This window comes from Streptomyces sp. NPDC094032, from assembly GCF_040303965.1.
GTDB lineage: Bacteria > Actinomycetota > Actinomycetes > Streptomycetales > Streptomycetaceae > Streptomyces.
This window is the reverse complement of sequence record NZ_JBEOUE010000006.1, coordinates 24936-40642: the sequence shown is the minus strand read 5'-3', so window position 1 is coordinate 40642 and position 15707 is coordinate 24936. Positions and strand designations below refer to the sequence as shown.

Sequence of the window (15707 nt, the reverse complement as noted above, 5' to 3'; positions counted from 1 at the left end):
GTCGCGTACACTTCCCGGCCATGCACTTGTCTGACAACCCTGCCGCCCCCACCGTCCCGGCCTCCGCCGCCACCGTCGCCGACTGGATCCGCGAGGCCCCGAAGGCCGTCCTGCACGACCACCTCGACGGCGGTCTGCGCCCGGCCACGATCGTCGAACTGGCCCGGTCCTGCGGCTACACCGCGCTGCCCACCGAGGACCCGGCGGAGCTCGCCGTGTGGTTCCGCGACGCCGCCGACTCCGGTTCCCTGGAGCGGTACCTGGAGACCTTCGCCCACACCTGCGCGGTGATGCAGACCCGCGAGGCCCTGGAGCGGATCGCGGCCGAGTGCGCCGAGGACCTGGCCGCGGACGGTGTCGTCTACGCCGAGATCCGCTACGCCCCCGAGCAGCACCTGGAGGGCGGGCTGACCCTCGACGAGGTGGTCGAGGCGGTGAACGAGGGCTTCCGCGAGGGCGAGCGCCGCTCCGGCGGCCGGATCACCGTCCGCACCCTGCTCACCGGCATGCGGCACACCGACCGTTCGCTGGAGATCGCGGAGCTCACCGTCGCCCACCGGGACAGGGGCGTGGCGGGCTTCGACATCGCCGGCGGCGAGATCGGCAACCCGCCGGCCCGCCACCTGCCCGCCTTCCAGCACCTGAAGCGCGAGAACTGCCACTTCACGATCCACGCGGGCGAGGCCGTCGGCGCGGAGTCCATCCACGAGGCCGTGCAGATCTGCGGCAGCGAGCGGATCGGCCACGGTGTGCGGATCACCGACGACATCGCCGAGGACGGCACGCTGGGCCGGCTCGCCGCGTACGTGCGGGACAACGCCATCGCCCTGGAGGTCTGCCCGACCTCCAACCTCCAGACCGGCGCCGCGAAGGACTACGCCTCGCACCCGATCGACGAGCTGCGCCGCCTGGGCTTCCGGATCACCCTGAACACGGACAACCGGCTGGTCTCCGGCACCACCATGAGCGAGGAGTTCCAGCACATGGCGGACGCCTTCGGCTACGGCCCGGAGGTCTTCGAGGAGTTCACGGTCGCCGCCCTGGAGGCCGCGTTCCTGCCGCTGCCGGAGCGCCGCCGCATGATCGACGAGCTGGTCCGCCCGGGGTACGCGGCCCTCGCGGCGCGCTAGTCGGCCGCTAGTCGACCCGCCCCCGCACCAGGGGCAGCTCCAGCGTCCCCGTCTCCTCGGGGGCGCTGGAGACGGTCACGGGCTTGATGCCCCGGTTGCCGAAGTACGCCGTGTCGCTCGCCGCGATCACGAACTCCAGCCGGTGGCCGGTCGCGTAGCGGTGCACGATGCCGGGGAGTTCGACCGTGAAGGGCCGGGTGACGTCCGGGACGCGGACCGGGGCCACGAGCCGGTTGACCAGAGTCCTGGTGCCGTCGGGGGCGACGTCGTACAGCTTGGCGAAGAGGACCAGCTTGTCGGCGGCGTCCCCGGAGTCCTGGACCCGCTCGGTCCACGGCGAGTCGACCCGCAGCGTGGCGCGCGGCGCCCCGACGAGGTCGACGGGGGCGGTGAGCGGGGCGCTGCGCCAGCCGAGGTAGGTGCCCGTGAGGTCGTACGGGGCGGGGTCGGGCAGTCCGATCAGGCCGGCGAGCGAGGACTCGGAGTGACTGGTCGGCAGTGGCCAGTTGAGGTACGAGCGGGAGCCTCGGGCCACCTTGGCGCGGGCCTCGACCAGCTTTCCGTCGCCGGAGAGGTACAGCTTCTGGCTGAGCGCGGGCACGGCGGCCGCGGTGCCGTAGCCGCTCTCCCAGTCGCGGTAGTAGGCGAACGCGGGGCCGGTGTCGGCGGTACGGTCGCCGCGCAGATGGCGGTCGAACCAGCCGAGGATCCGGCGGCCGACGTAGCTGGACTCCAGATCCCCCTGGCCCAGGTCGAGTTCGCCGGGCTTCTGGCCTCCGCTGTGGCCCCAGGACTGCCAGATCATCCTGGTCTCGACGCCCCGGCGCGCCAGCCGCTCGTAGGTCGCCCGGGCCTCGTTGAGGGTGAACAGACTGTCGGACTGGCCCTGGACGATCAGGGTGGGGGCCTCGACCTTGTCGAGGTACGAGACCGGGGAGACGCTGCGGGCGAAGTCGAGCACCTTCTTCGTCTCGCCCTCCGGGTAGGCGCCGGAGTTGAGCAGCCGGACCGTGTCGCAGGCGTCGGTGACGAAGTGCAGGCAGCTCAGGGAGTTGATCCGGCTGGGGTCGAGCGAGGGCACGAGCAGCGGCTGGCCCTCGCCCATCAGGTAGAAGCCGTTGGCCCACTGCCATTTGAAGACGCCGGGGGTGGCGCGGTCGGCGCCGTTGGGCGCGAGGGAGTAGGCGAGGTCGTGCCAGGTGATGAGGGGGACGAGCGCGTCGAGCCGGGGGTCGACGGAGGCGGCGGCGAGCTGCACGGCGCCGCCGTAGGAGCCACCGATCATGCCGACGCGCGGGTCGCCCGCGCCGTCCTGGGTCACGAAGTCGGCGCGGGTGCCGTCGTCGGCGGCGCGGGTGCCGGCCAGGAAGTCGACGAGCCCGGCGGCGGCCCTGCCGTCCACGCGCGGGTCGTCGAGGGAGATCAGGCAGCCGGTCCGGCCGAAGCCGAGGCCGGAGTACACGAGGGCGACATAGCCGCGGGAGGCGACGGCCCTGCCGATGGCGTCGGTGGTGCCGTCGCTCTTGCTGCCGCCGAAGCCGTTGGTGGCGAGCACGGCCGGGGCGGGATGGGCGGCGTCCACGCCGTCGGGCCGGTAGAGGTCGGCGTCCACGGCGCAACGGCGCCCGCCCGCCTCGACGGTGAAGCTCAGCGAGGTGACGGTGTACGGGCCGGTCTCGGCGCCCCGGGCGGGGGCGGCGAGCACGAGGGGCGCGGCCAGCGCGGCCACGGCGGTCAGCGCGAGCAGGGTACGGGAGTGGGCACGGGACCGGGAGTGGGTCGGGGCATCGGACACGGGGCCTCCACACCGAGGGCGCACGAGGTGCCCGCCTTCCGGTGGGCACCGTTCCGCGCCCATCGTGTGACAGGCGTCACGGGCCCGTCAACGCGCCCGTCCCGGCTTGTTGACGGAGATTCAGTGAAGGGCCGCGCGCCCCGCGCGCCGGTCACCGCAGGGCCGGCACCTCCAGCGTGAGCGTCCCCGACTCGGCGTCCAGCACCCCCGGGACCCCGAACGGCACGGTCGGCGCGCTCGCGTCGTGCCCGAAGCCCATCCGCTCGACGACCGGGACCCCGAGCCCGCCGAGCCGGTCGGCGAGCACCGCGCGCACCTCCTCGTAGGGACCGCACTCCTCCCAGGAGCCGAGGCCGATCCCGGCGACCCCGTCCAGCCAGCCGGAGCGCAGCAGTTGGGTGAGGATCCGGTCCAGCCGGTACGGCTCCTCCCCCACGTCCTCCAGGAGCAGCAGCCCGCCGCGGGCGGAGGGCCGGGCGTGCGGGGTGCCGAGCTCCGCCGCGAGCAGGCTGACACAGCCTCCGAGGGTGACCCCTCGGGCCCGCCCCGGCACGAGGGCCCCGGCCGTCGCCGTGGCGATCGTGCGCACCGACTCGGGCTCGAAGAGGGTGGCCCGCAGGGACTCGCGGGTGCGCGGGTCCTGGAGGAAGGCGGCGGCCGCGACCATGGGGCCGTGCAGGGTGGCGAGGCCGAGGCGGGTGGCGAAGGCCTCGTGGAGGGCGGTGACGTCGCTGTAGCCGACGAGGACCTTGGGGGCCGCGGCCCGCATCGCCGTCCAGTCGGCGAGGTCGGCCATCCGCTGGGCCCCGTAGCCGCCGCGGGCGCAGAACACGGCGGTGACGTCCGGGTCGCACCAGGCCTCGGTGAGGTCGCGGGCGCGGGCCGCGTCCGCCCCCGCGAGGTAGCCGAGTCCGGGGTGGGTGTCGAGGACGTGCGGGGCCACGACCGGGTCGAGGTCCCAGCCGCGGAGGATGTCGAGGCCGGCCCGGAGGCGGTCCTCCGGGATGGGCCCGCTGGGCGCGACGACCGCCACCCGGTCGCCGGGCCGCAGCCGGGGCGGCCGGGTGAGCGCGGGCACGGGGCCGGGCCCGGTCGGGGTCGGGGCGGTGTGCGCCGGCCTGGCCGTGGCGGTCACTTCCGGAACTCCATGGGGGTCACGTCCGTCCGGTCGAAGCCGAAGGTCCCGGCGTAGAGCGCGAGTTCGGCCTCAAGGGCGCGGATCATCGTGTCGGCCCTGCGGAAGCCGTGCCCCTCCCCCTCGAAGGAGAGGTAGGCGTGCGGGACGCCCCGGCCGGCCATCCGGCCGAGGAAGCGCTCGGCCTGCGCGGGCGGGCAGATGACGTCGTCGAGCCCCTGGAGCAGCAGGAAGGGCGCGGTGATCCGCTCGACGTGCTCCAGCGGGGAGCGCTCCCGGTAGCGGGCGGGCACCTCGTCGAGCGGGCCGATCAGCGAGTGCAGGTACTGCGACTCGAAGTCGTGGGTCTCGTCGGCGGCCCAGCCGGTCAGGTCCAGGACCGGGTAGATGATCGTGCCGCAGGCGTAGACGTCGCTGAGCGCGAGGGAGGCGGCGGTGGTCCAGCCGCCCGCGCTGCCGCCGCGGATCGCGAGGCGGTCCGGGTCGGCCGTGCCCTCGTCGGCGAGCGCGCGGGCGACGGCGGCGCAGTCCTCCACGTCGACCACGCCCCACTGTTCGCGCAGCCGGTCCCGGTACTCCCGGCCGTAGCCGGTGGAGCCGCCGTAGTTGACCTCGGCGACGCCGATGCCCCGGGAGGTGAAGTAGGCGATCTCCAGGTCGAGGACGAGCGGGGCGTGTCCGGTGGGGCCGCCGTGCGCCCACACCACGTAGGGCGGGAGCTCCGCGCCGGGGGCGGTCAGGTCGGGGCTGTGCGGCGGGTAGACATGGGCGTGGATGTCCCGGCCGTCGGGTCCGGTGAAGGTGCGGATCAGGGGCTCGGGGTAGTACGCGGGGTCGACCGGGTCGGTGTGCGGGGCGCCGATGACGCGCGCCCGGCCGGTGCGGGTGTCCAGCTCCACGAGCTCGGCGCCGCTGCGGGGACCGGCGGCGACGCCGACGACCCGGGTGCCGTGGACGGCGAGGGTGGCGGACCACGCGGTCCAGGGGCCGGCCGTGTCGACGAGCTCGCCGCTGTCGGGGTCGAGTATGCCGAGCGTGGTGGCGCCCTTGCCGTGGACGACGGCGATCAGCCCGTTCTCCAGGGGCGCGAACCAGCTCTGGCCCAGCGTCCAGAGCGGTCCGCCGAACTCCTCGGGGCGGGGGCAGAGCGCGACGGGCACGCCGTCCTCGCCGGTGCGGTAGAGGTTCCACCAGCCAGTGCGGTCGCTGAGGTGGAGCAGTCGCCCGTCGGCGGTCCAGCCGACCTGCGGCACGGACTCCTCGGGGCCGCCCGCGACGGTGCGGGCCTCCTGGAAGGTGCCGTCCTCGGCGACCCGGGCGAGCTGGACCTCGGTGCCGTCCCAGGGCATCCGGGGGTGGTCCCAGCCGATCCAGGCGACCTGCCGGCCGTCCGGCGAGAGCCGTGGTGACGTGACGAACCGGTGCCGCCCGTCGGAGAGTTCGCGGATCCGGCCGCGGTCCCCGGCGGCGGAGCCGTCCAGCGGCACGGCGGCGATCACCCGGCGCACATCGGTCGGCGCGGGCCCGGTGAACTCCTCCAGGACGCACCAGACCTCGCCCCGGTCGGCGTGGACGACGGGGTCGGCCCAGCGCAGCCCGCCGCCGGTCGCCGAGAGGGGGGTGAGCGGCCGGGGCTCGGCGCCGGGTCCGGCGTCGGGCTCGTACGCGTACAGCCGCTGGTCGGGGAAGTGGCTGAAGACGAGGAGCGGTGAACCGTCGGGCCGCAGGGTGCCGGCCCAGGGCTGTCCGCCGTACTCGATGACCCGGGTGCGCACGTTCCACGGGGCGGGCAGGACGGTCTGCTCGGTGCCGTCGGGGCGGCGCCGCACGAGGGCGCGGCGGCCTCCCTCGGTGGGGCGCGGCGCGGTCCACCACACCTCGTCGCCGAGCACTCCGACATGGTCGGGGCGCCCGTCGTGTGCGGCGGCGAGCGCGGCGCCGATGGGTGACGGCCAGCTGCCGTAGGCGGCCGTGGTTACCATCTCGATCCCCCCCTGAGCGGAACGTGTGAGCGGTCGGTTCGTCGGGTCGCGGCGGCTGCCGCGGGTGGTCAGGCGGACCGCAGATAGCGGTCCAGGACGCGGACGCCGAAGTGGAGCGCGTCGACGGGGACGCGTTCGTCGACGCCGTGGAAGAGCGCCCCGTAGTCGAGCTCCGGGGGCAGCTTCAGCGGCGAGAAGCCGTAGCCGGTGATGCCGAGGCGGGAGAACTGCTTGGCGTCGGTGCCGCCCGACATGGAGAAGGGGATGACGTGTCCGGCCGGGTCGACGTGCTCGACGGCGGCGCGCAGCTTGGCGAAGGTCGGCGAGTCGACCGGGGCCTGGAGCGGCACCTCGCGGTGGTGGAACTCCCAGGCGACGTCCGGGCCGGTGAGCAGGTCCATGGTCGCGATGAACTCCTCCTCGCCGCCCGGCAGCATCCGCCCGTCGACGTAGGCCACGGCCTGGCCCGGGATCACGTTCACCTTGTAGCCCGCTTCCAGCATCGTGGGGTTGGCGCTGTTGCGGACGGTGGGTGCGACCAGGGCGGCGGCCGGGCCCAGCTTCTCCAGGAGCAGGTCGGTGTCGAAGTCGGGGGCGTCGACGTCGACCTCGATGCCGTACAGCGCGGCCAGCGCGGTGAGTGCGGCCCGTACGGTCGGGGTGAGCCGGACGGGCCAGGTGTGGGCGCCGACGCGGGCGACGGCCTCGGCGAGGCGGGTGACCGCGTTGGCCGTGTTGACCTTGGATCCGTGGCCGGCCCGGCCGTGGGCGGTGAGCTTGATCCATGCGGTGCCGCGCTCGCCCGCGGCGATCGGGTAGAGGGTCGTCCCGGGGTCCGGGTGGAAGCTGAAGGCGCCCGACTCGCTGATGCCCTCCGTGCAGCCCTCGAAGAGGCCGGGGTGCCGGTCGGCGAGGAAGCCGGAGCCGTCCTCGGCGCTGGCCTCCTCGTCGGCGGTGTAGGCGAGAACGATGTCCCGGCGCGGCCGGAAGCCCTCCCGGGCCCAGGAGCGGACGACGGCGAGCACCATCGCGTCCATGTTCTTCATGTCGACGGCGCCGCGCCCCCACACGACGCCGTCGCGGACCTCGCCGGAGAAGGGGTGCACGGTCCAGTCGGCGGCCTCGGCCGGGACGACGTCCAGGTGCCCGTGGACGAGGAGGGCCTCGGCGGTCGGATCGGTGCCGGGGATGCGCGCGACGACGTTGGTGCGGCCCGGGGTCCGCTCAAGCAGGACCGGGTCGAGGCCGGTGTCGGCGAGCCGCTCCGCGACGTACTCGGCGGCGGGCCGCTCGCGGCAGTCGCCGCCGCCCCGGTTGGTGGTGTCGATCCTGATCAGCTCGGAGGTGAAGGTGACCACCTCGTCGAGTGCCGTCGCGTCCGGGCCCCGGACCTCCTCAGCCATACTGCTCCTCCACCGCGGCGGAGACGATGGTCGTGACCGCCTTGAACGTGCGAATCGCCTCGTACATCGTCTCGCTGGTGTAGGCCGCCTTGCGTTCGCCACTCCGCTCGGCGCCGGGGACCACCGTCGCGGCGGCGGCCAGATGCTCCGCGTCGAACTCCAGCTCCACCGTGAACGGCCCGCCGACGACCGGCTCGTGCCGCACGGCGAGCGAGGCCGCGGCCTTCGCCGCCGCGCGGATGTCGGCGGCCGTCCTGGTGGGGGTGCGGCACACCGCCGCGTACCGCGAGACGTAGTCCTTGACGGCGACCTTGTGCGCCTCCGGCGCGTAGCCCAGGGCGTCCTCGCAGGTCAGGTCGTCGCCGGTGACGAGGACGACGGGGACCCCGTACTCGGCGACCACATGCGCGTTGAGCAGGCCCTCGCTGGCGCGCACCCCGTTGAGCCAGACACCGGTGATCGAGTTGGCCAGGTAGGTGTGGGCGAGGACGCCCTCGGCGCCCGCGCCCGTGTGATAGCCGACGAAGGCGATGCCGTCGACGTCCCCGTGCTGGACGCCCTCGATCATGGAGAGCGACTTGTGGCGCCCGGTGAGCATCTCGGCCCGCTCGTCGAGCCGCTCAAGGAGGAGATTGCGCATGGTCCAGTGCGCCTCGTTGATCAGCACCTCGTCGGCGCCGCCCTCGAAGAAGCCGAGCACCGCCGCGTTCACGTCCGAGGTGAACAGGGACCGGCACCGCTCCCACTGGGGGGTGCCGGGCAGCACGTCGGCGGGCCAGGTCACACCGGTGGCGCCTTCCATGTCGGCGCTGATCAGGATCTTCATGCCTGGCACCGTACGCGCCGACCCGCAGGCCCCACCACCCCTGTGGAAAAGTGTCGGAGGCGTGGACCAGTGGCGGTTTCGCAGGCCTGATCGCGACGGCGATTCGGGCGAATCCTTTCATCTCGTACGTATAGGCTGACTGGCGCAGTTTTCTTGCCCCGAAGACCCCAGGAGATCCCTCGGTGACCACCTCTGTCGCTCCGTCCGAGACCCCCGTGTCCCCCGTCGTCCTCGATACCGGCGAGTGGGTCGAACCCGCCGCTGAGGCCGTCGCCGAGGCCGTCGTGCGGGACGCCCGCGACTTCGGCGTGTACGCGAGGACGGGCGGCTGGGCGTTCGCGCTCAAGGTGGCGCGGAGCGTGCGGCCGGGCGGCCAGTCCGCCGAGGGTACGGAGAAGGTGTCGGCGAAGGCCTTCGCCGAGCTCGCCGGCTGCTCCCCCGAGCGCGTCATGCGGTACTACAAGGCCTGGGACATGGCCGCGGACGACGGCGTGGTGCCGCAGTTCGAGGCCCTGACCCCCGGCGAGGACGTCGAGCTGCCCGAGGCCGACGTCTGGCTCTCGTACTACTCCTCCCGCTCCAGCGCGACCTCGGTGCGCGGCCACGCGATCACGGCGGCGGCCGAGGCCGAGGGCATCAAGCCGACCAAGGCGCTGGAGGTGGCGGAGAACCCGACCGCGCTGCGTGCGGCCATCCTCGCCGACCCGGGCACGGCCGAGGCGGCGCGTGGCGCGCTGCTCGACCGGATGAAGGAGGACCCGGCGCTCCAGACCGAGATGGCCCGGGCCATCGCCCGCACCGGCGACCTGAAGAAGGCGGTGGCGCAGGAGGCGAAGGCGGCCGACCGGATCGACTACGTCCGGCAGATCGCCGAGGGCGGGCAGATCAGGACGCCCGCGGGGCAGACCGTGGACGCCCCGGCGGAGCTGCGGGCGGAGGCCGAGCGGCATCTGTCGCTCATCGACGAGCTCGACGAGTCGGAGGAGGCCGGCGAGTGGGCCGGCGAGGCCTACGACACGGTGAAGTCGCTGGTCGCCCAGGCCGTGGAGGCGGACCCGGCGCTGCGGGTGCAGGAGCGCCGCACGAAGTTCTACAACAGCCTGCAGAAGGCGACGAAGGTCTTCGAGGAGCTCACCCTGGACGAGGTCCTGGAGGAGGACGTCGTCGAGGAGGACATGCTCCAGCGCCTTGAGGCGCTCCAGGAGGCGATCGGCGCCTGCATCAGCGCGATCCGCAAGGCGACCACCGCCTCCTGACCCGTACGGGACCCTTACGGGGCCGTCCGCTCAGTCCTCGTGCCCGAGCTGGAGGTCGCGCTCGGTGCGCCCGCCGCCCGCGACCTGGAGGACGGTGGCGACCGGCGGGTATCCGGCGGCGATGACCGTGTACTCGCCGGAGGACAGGTCGACGAAGCGGAAGGTCCCGTCGGGCCCGGTGGTGAGGGTGTCGACGACGTTGCCCGCGGCGTCGAGCAGGGTCACCCGGGCGTCCTCGACGGGCCGCCCGCCGCCCGCTCGCACCGTGCCGCGCAGCACGGCGCCGCCCGCGAGCTCGATGTCCTGGCGGGTCTCCCTGGACGCCTGCACGCTCACCGGGAGGGCGGCGGGCCGGAAGGCGGGGGCGCTGGCGGCCAGGGTGTACTCGCCGGCGACCAGCTCCCCCATGACGTAACCGCCCTCGCGTCCGCTGCGGGTGGAGGCGACGACCTCGCCGCGGACGTCGGTGAGGGTGACGGCCGCGTCCCGTACGGGGGTGCCGTCGGCGGTCACGACGGTGCCGGCGAGCCGCCCGGCGCCGCCGAGGACGACGTCGAGCTCGACCGGGCGCTCCCCGACGGTGACGGAGACGGCCTGCGGCTGGTGCCCGCCGGCGGCCGCGATCAGGACGTACGCGCCGGGGCCGGACACGCTCAGGGCGTACCGTCCGTCGTCGCCGCTCGCGCCGCGGCCGATCTGGCGGCCCTGGACGTCGATGAGGGTGAGGGCGGCGCGGGGCACGCAGCTGCCGTCGTGGTGCTGGACCGTGCCGCAGACGGGTACGCCGGCGGGCAGCGGCGCGGGGGCGCCGGTGGGGACGCCGGGCCGGGCGTGCGGGACGGCGGTGGGGGCGGGGGCCTCGGTGGCGGGGGTGTGGTGGGACACCAGCGGTTTCTCCTTGAGGAAGAAGGCGAGGGCGAGGCCGAGCACGAGGACCGGCACGAGGTAGAGGAAGATCCGGGGCATCGCGTCGGCGTACGCCTGGACGAAGGCGTCGCGCAGGGCGGGCGGCAGGGCGTGGACGACCTGCGGGGTGATCGAGTCGGCGGGCGGCAGCGCGGCGGCGCCGTCCTTGGGGAGCCGGTCGGCGAGGGCGTCGTCGAGGCGCGAGGCGAAGAGGGTGCCGAAGACGGCGGCGCCGACGCTGCCGCCGATCTGCCGGAAGTAGGTGTGGGCGCTGGTGGCGGTGCCGAGGTCGGCGGGGCGCACGGAGTTCTGCACGGCGAGCACGAGGACCGGCATGACCAGGCCGATGCCGACGCCGAGGACGGCCTGCCAGAGGCTGTGCTGGAGGCGCGGGGTGTCGGTGTCCATGCGGGACAGCAGCCACATGCCGACGGCGGCGACGGCGACGCCGAGCACGGGGTAGATCTTGTAGCGGCCGGTGCGGCTGATGAGCTGGCCGGAGACGATGGAGGCGGCGACGATGCCGCCCATCAGGGGGAGCATCAGCAGGCCGGACTCGGTGGCGCTGGCGCCCTCGACCATCTGGAGGAAGGTGGGCAGATAGCTGGCGGCGCCGAAGAGCGCGATGCCGACGACCATGCCGACGAGGCTGGTGACGGTGAAGACGGAGTCGCGGAACAGGCGCAGGGGGATGAGCGGTTCGGGGGCGAAGCGTTCGACGACCAGGAAGAGGGCGGCGGCCGCGACGGCGCCGCAGCCGAGTCCGATGACGGCCCGGGAGTCCCAGGCGTAGCGGGTGCCGCCCCAGCTGGTCAGCAGGACCAGGCAGGTGGAGGCGGCGGCGAGCAGCAGGGCGCCGAGGACGTCGAAGCGGGCGCGGGCGGCGGGCTTGGGCAGCTTGAGGACGACGGCGACGACCGCGAGGGTGACGAGCCCGAAGGGCACGTTGAAGTAGAAGCACCAGCGCCAGGAGACATGGTCGGTGAAGAAGCCGCCGAGCAGGGGTCCCGCGACGGAGGCGAGTCCGAACGCGGCGCCGATGAGGCCCATGTAGCGGCCGCGCTCCCGGGCGGGCACGATGTCGGCGATGATCGCCTGGACGCCGATCATCAGCCCGCCCGCCCCGGCGCCCTGGAGGGCGCGGAAGGCGATGAGCTGGTCCATGCTGCGCGACAGCCCGGCCAGTCCTGAGCCGATCACGAAGACGACGATGGCGAAGAGGAAGACGCCCTTGCGGCCGAGGAGATCGCCCAGCTTGCCGTAGACGGGCAGTCCGATGGTGGCGGTGAGCAGGTAGGCGGTGATCGCCCAGGACATCCGGTCCAGGCCGTGGAGCTCGCCGACGATCTTCGGCAGGGCGGTGGCGACGATCATCTGCTCCAGCGCGGCGAGCAGCAGCGCGAGCATGAGTCCGCAGAAGACGAGCCGGATCCGTCGCGGGTCGAGGTCCGGCGCCGGTCCGGGCGCCGGTCCGGACCCGGGTCCCTGCGGCGGTGTCTGGCCGGTGGGCGGGCCGTCCGCGAGGAGCGGGACCGTTTCACCGTCCTCCTGCTCCTGGGCGGCCCCGGCGGCTTCGGTCCTTCGGGCGTGCTTCGCCAGCGTGATCGCACCCACGTGCTGCTCCCCTCGTCACGGCGTCTGCGCGCGCCATTCTTCGCATTGGGCGCGAAGCGGGAGCAAGTCGGGCGGTACGGGAGGAGGGTGGGACACCGGGTCCCGAACACCCCTCGGAGGCGGCGCACTTGGGGCGCTCATCAGGGCGTTTACGGAGCTCCCCGCGACCCCTGGGCGCGCCGGGCGCTCTTGTGGGGGTCGCGGGGAAACCACTCGAATCGGTGACGGACCGGGGCGTTACTTCTCCGACCGTTTCCCGAGGCTACTTCCGTGGACTACTTCTCGACCTCGGCGGCCAGCTTGGCGAGCACGGCGTCGTAGATGCGGCCGAGGCCCTTGGGGGCGAAGGTCCGCTCGAAGAAGCCGCCGATGCCGCCGGCGCCGTTCCACACGGTGCTGACGACGACCTTCGCGCTGCCCTCGCCGGCCGGGGTGACGGTCCAGGTGGTGACCATGGAGGAGTTGCGGTCCTTCTCGACGAGCTGCCCTTCGGTGGGCTCGGCGACCTCCAGGAGGCAGTCGCGGACCCGCTTGCTGGTGGCCTGGAGCTTCCAGTGGACGAGGGTGCCCTGGCCGTCGCCGCCCTCGCGCACCTCGTACTCGCTGAAGTGCTCGGGGAGCAGCTTCGCGCGGGTGCCGCTGTAGTCGGCCAGGGCGTCGAACACGTCCTCCGGGCCGGCGGCGATGATCCGCTCCGTCGTGGCCTCGACCTGCGCCATGGGAGTCCTCCAGCTTGGTTCTCTCGGTGGTTCTCGAAAATGCAGCCCAAGCCAACCATCTGTGCGCCGGGGCGCGAAATCGGGGTTGCGACGATCAAGGGAACATGTGTTCTATTCTGGTTCCACCCCCGCCCCCGAGGAGGCGCCATGCGATGGGACCGTCTGGCCGACACCCCTGCCACCGCCGCCACGCCCGCCGCACCCGCCGACATCGCCCTGTTCGGCACGGCCGCGGTCACCACCCGCACGTTCGACACTCCCGAGTTCCGCGACATCACCTTCCACGAGGTGAGGGCCCGGTCGATCGTCAACCGCGTGCCCGGCGCCTCCCGGATGCCGTTCGAATGGACGGTCAACCCGTACCGGGGCTGTACGCACGCCTGTGTGTACTGCTTCGCCCGCAGGACGCACGCCTATCTGGACCTCGACACCGGGATCGACTTCGACTCCCAGATCGTGGTGAAGGTCAACGCCCCGGAGCTGCTGCGCGCCCGGCTCTCCTCCCGGAGCTGGCAGGGGGCGCACATCGCGATGGGCACCAACGTGGACTGCTACCAGCGCGCGGAAGGCCGGTACCGCTTGATGCCCGCCATCATCGAGGCGCTGCGGGACCGGGCCAACCCGTTCTCGATCCTCACCAAGGGGACGCTGATCCTGCGCGACCAGGCGCTCATCCGGCAGGCCGCCGAGGTGACGGAGGTCGGCGTGTCCGTCTCCGTCGGCTTCACCGACCGTGAGCTGTGGCGCACCATCGAGCCCGGCACCCCCTCCCCCGAGCGGCGCCTCGACGTCGTCCGCGCCTTCGCCGGGCACGGCGTCGACTGCGGGGTCCTGATGGCCCCGGTCGTGCCCTTCCTGGGCGACCGGCCCGAGCAGCTGCGCGCCACGGTCCGCGCCATCGCCGAGGCCGGCGCCGCCTCCGTCACCCCGCTCGTGCTGCACCTGCGGCCCGGCGCCCGCGAGTGGTTCTTCGGCTGGCTGCGCCACCACCACCCGGAACTGGTGGGGCGTTACGAGCGGCTGTACGGGACCGGGGCCTACGCGCCGACCTGGTACCAGCGCCGGATCACCCGTCAGGTGCACGAGCTGGCAGCGGAGTTCGGCATCGGGCCCGCGCACCGGGGCGCGCCGCGCCGTATACCGGTGCCCGACCACCACGCTCCCCCGGCGGCGGCCGAACAGCTCACCCTGCTCTGAATCGCCGTACCCGAAACCCCGGAACGTCCTCTGATCGGGTCAACTCTGGCCGGAAGCGGTCCTTCCGGACCGTGTTCGGGGCACGGACGCCGTATGAAACCACGCGCAGGAACGCTGATCGCCGCTGGGGCGCTGGTCGCCGGGACGGTCACCGTCCTGCCCGCGTCCGCCTCCGCCGGCACCACACCCGACGGGTCCGGACCGGCCGCCCGCCCCACCGCGCCGCTCCGCTGGACCGGCTGCGCCACCAAGGCGTACCCGAGGCTCCAGTGCGCCACCCTGAAGGTGCCGCTGAACCACGACCGCCCCACCGGGCGGACCATCACACTGGCCCTCACCCGGGTCGCGCACACCGCGAAGAGCTACCAGGGGCCGCTGCTCGTCAACCCCGGCGGCCCGGGCGGCAGCGGGCGCGGGATGGCCGGCTACGTGGCCGCCTCGCTCAAGCCCGAGGTGGCGGCGCAGTACGACGTCATCGGCTTCGACCCGCGCGGGGTGGGCAAGAGCGAGCCCGCCCTGGACTGCGAGCCCGGCCACTTCGCCCCCGTCCGCCCGGACTCCGTCCCGCGCGGCGCCGAGGAGGAGCGGGCGGGCGTCGAGCGGGCCCAGGCCTTCGCCAAGGCCTGCGGCGACAGGTACGCCGACGTCCTGCCGTACATCGACACCGTCTCCACCGCCCGGGACCTCGACGCGATCCGCGCGGCGCTCGGCGCGCCCAAGGTCAACTACCTCGGCTACTCCTACGGCACCTATCTGGGCGCCGTGTACGCCCGGCTGTTCCCCGAGCGGGTGCGGCGGATGGCGCTGGACTCCGTGGTCAACCCGCACGGCGTCTGGTACGAGGACAACCTGGCGCAGGACTACGCCTTCGACGCCCGGTACAAGGACTTCACCGCCTGGGTGGCCCGCAACGACGCGGCCTACCGGCTCGGCACCGACCCGGCGGAGGTCGACGCGGCCTGGTACCGGATGCGCGAGGCGCTGCGCACCGCGCCGGCCGGCGGCAAGGTCGGCCCGGGCGAGCTGGAGGACACCTTCCTGCCGGGCGGCTACTACGACGGCTACTGGCCGCGGCTCGCGGCCGCGTTCGCCGCCTACGTCAACGACGCCGACCCCGCGCCCCTGGTGAAGGCGTACGAGACCCTGGGCGCCGCCGACGCGGCGGCGGACAACGGCTACTCGGTCTACACGAGCGTCCAGTGCCGCGACGCCTCCTGGCCGCGCGACTGGAACGTCTGGCGCAAGGACAACTGGGAGGCGCACACCAAGGCGCCGTTCTCGACCTGGAACAACGCCTGGTACAACGCGCCCTGCGCGTTCTGGCCGGTCGCCTCGCTCACCCCGCCGGACGTCACCAACGACAAGCTGCCCCCGGTGCTGATCCTCCAGGCGACCGAGGACGCGGCCACCCCCTACGAGGGCGGGGTCGCCCTGCACCGGATGGTGAGCGGCTCCAGCCTCGTCGTGGAGCAGGGCGGCGGAAACCACGGGGTGACCCTGGCCGGCAACGACTGCCTGGACGCCCACCTGGACACGTACCTCGCCACCGGGACGGTGCCGCGCGGCACGGACGGCGCGGAGGCGGACGCGGTCTGCGAGAAGCTGCCGGAGCCCGTGCCCGCGAAGGCCGGCGCGATCCGCGAGGGCGCCCCGTCGGCGGGCACCACGCTGCACGGTCTGCTGGCCCGCGAGCACTGAGCGGGCACTGGGGGCGGGCACTGCCGGCATTGTCAGTGGGGTGCGT

11 protein-coding genes are annotated in these 15707 nt (G+C 73.7%); 4 read left to right on the top strand and 7 right to left on the bottom strand.

Annotated elements, in window-relative coordinates; all coding sequences use genetic code 11:
• Positions 1-20: 20 nt before the first annotated feature.
• The gene (locus tag ABTZ54_RS11245; RefSeq protein ID WP_351660066.1) at positions 21-1130 is read left to right on the top strand and encodes an adenosine deaminase; all 1110 of its coding nucleotides are present in this window, start codon (positions 21-23) and stop codon (positions 1128-1130) included.
• A 7-nt stretch (positions 1131-1137) separates the two neighbouring features.
• On the opposite strand, the gene ABTZ54_RS11240 is transcribed toward ABTZ54_RS11245, so the two are convergent.
• From ABTZ54_RS11240 to ABTZ54_RS11220, 5 genes are all read right to left on the bottom strand, one after another.
• The gene (locus ABTZ54_RS11240) at positions 1138-2925 is read right to left on the bottom strand and encodes a CocE/NonD family hydrolase (RefSeq protein ID WP_502997228.1); all 1788 of its coding nucleotides are present in this window, start codon (positions 2923-2925) and stop codon (positions 1138-1140) included.
• A 151-nt stretch (positions 2926-3076) separates the two neighbouring features.
• Positions 3077-4003: a S66 peptidase family protein gene (locus tag ABTZ54_RS11235; RefSeq protein ID WP_351660825.1), complete on the bottom strand. Its 927-nt coding sequence runs from the start codon at positions 4001-4003 to the stop codon at positions 3077-3079.
• 53 nt (positions 4004-4056) lie between these two features.
• Complete coding sequence (locus tag ABTZ54_RS11230) at positions 4057-6042, bottom strand: S9 family peptidase (RefSeq protein ID WP_351660063.1); 1986 nt, start codon at positions 6040-6042, stop codon at positions 4057-4059.
• Between the two features lie 68 nt (positions 6043-6110).
• Entirely contained in the window at positions 6111-7445 is a 1335-nt protein-coding gene (locus ABTZ54_RS11225; protein ID WP_351660060.1) for a M20/M25/M40 family metallo-hydrolase, read from the bottom strand.
• Complete coding sequence (locus tag ABTZ54_RS11220; protein WP_351660058.1) at positions 7438-8271, bottom strand: M55 family metallopeptidase; 834 nt, start codon at positions 8269-8271, stop codon at positions 7438-7440. Before ABTZ54_RS11220 ends, ABTZ54_RS11225 begins: the two co-directional genes overlap by 8 nt.
• Before the next feature lie 182 nt (positions 8272-8453).
• Here ABTZ54_RS11220 and ABTZ54_RS11215 point away from each other — a divergent pair, with 182 nt between their 5' ends.
• A complete protein-coding gene (locus ABTZ54_RS11215) occupies positions 8454-9527 on the top strand; it encodes a hypothetical protein (protein WP_502997227.1) in 1074 nt (357 codons plus the stop codon).
• A gap of 30 nt (positions 9528-9557) precedes the next feature.
• Here the strand turns inward: ABTZ54_RS11215 and ABTZ54_RS11210 are convergent, their stop codons facing one another.
• The gene (locus tag ABTZ54_RS11210; RefSeq protein WP_502997239.1) at positions 9558-12032 is read right to left on the bottom strand and encodes an MFS transporter; all 2475 of its coding nucleotides are present in this window, start codon (positions 12030-12032) and stop codon (positions 9558-9560) included.
• A gap of 290 nt (positions 12033-12322) precedes the next feature.
• Positions 12323-12766, bottom strand: a complete 444-nt coding sequence (locus ABTZ54_RS11205) for an SRPBCC family protein (protein ID WP_351660052.1) — start codon at positions 12764-12766, stop codon at positions 12323-12325.
• A gap of 147 nt (positions 12767-12913) precedes the next feature.
• On the opposite strand from ABTZ54_RS11205, the gene ABTZ54_RS11200 reads away from it, so the two are divergent.
• Both ABTZ54_RS11200 and ABTZ54_RS11195 read left to right on the top strand, forming a co-directional pair.
• Complete coding sequence (locus ABTZ54_RS11200) at positions 12914-13963, top strand: Rv2578c family radical SAM protein (RefSeq protein ID WP_351660050.1); 1050 nt, start codon at positions 12914-12916, stop codon at positions 13961-13963.
• Between the two features lie 93 nt (positions 13964-14056).
• Entirely contained in the window at positions 14057-15661 is a 1605-nt protein-coding gene (locus ABTZ54_RS11195) for an alpha/beta hydrolase (protein ID WP_351660048.1), read from the top strand.
• The last annotated feature ends 46 nt before the right edge of the window (positions 15662-15707 follow it).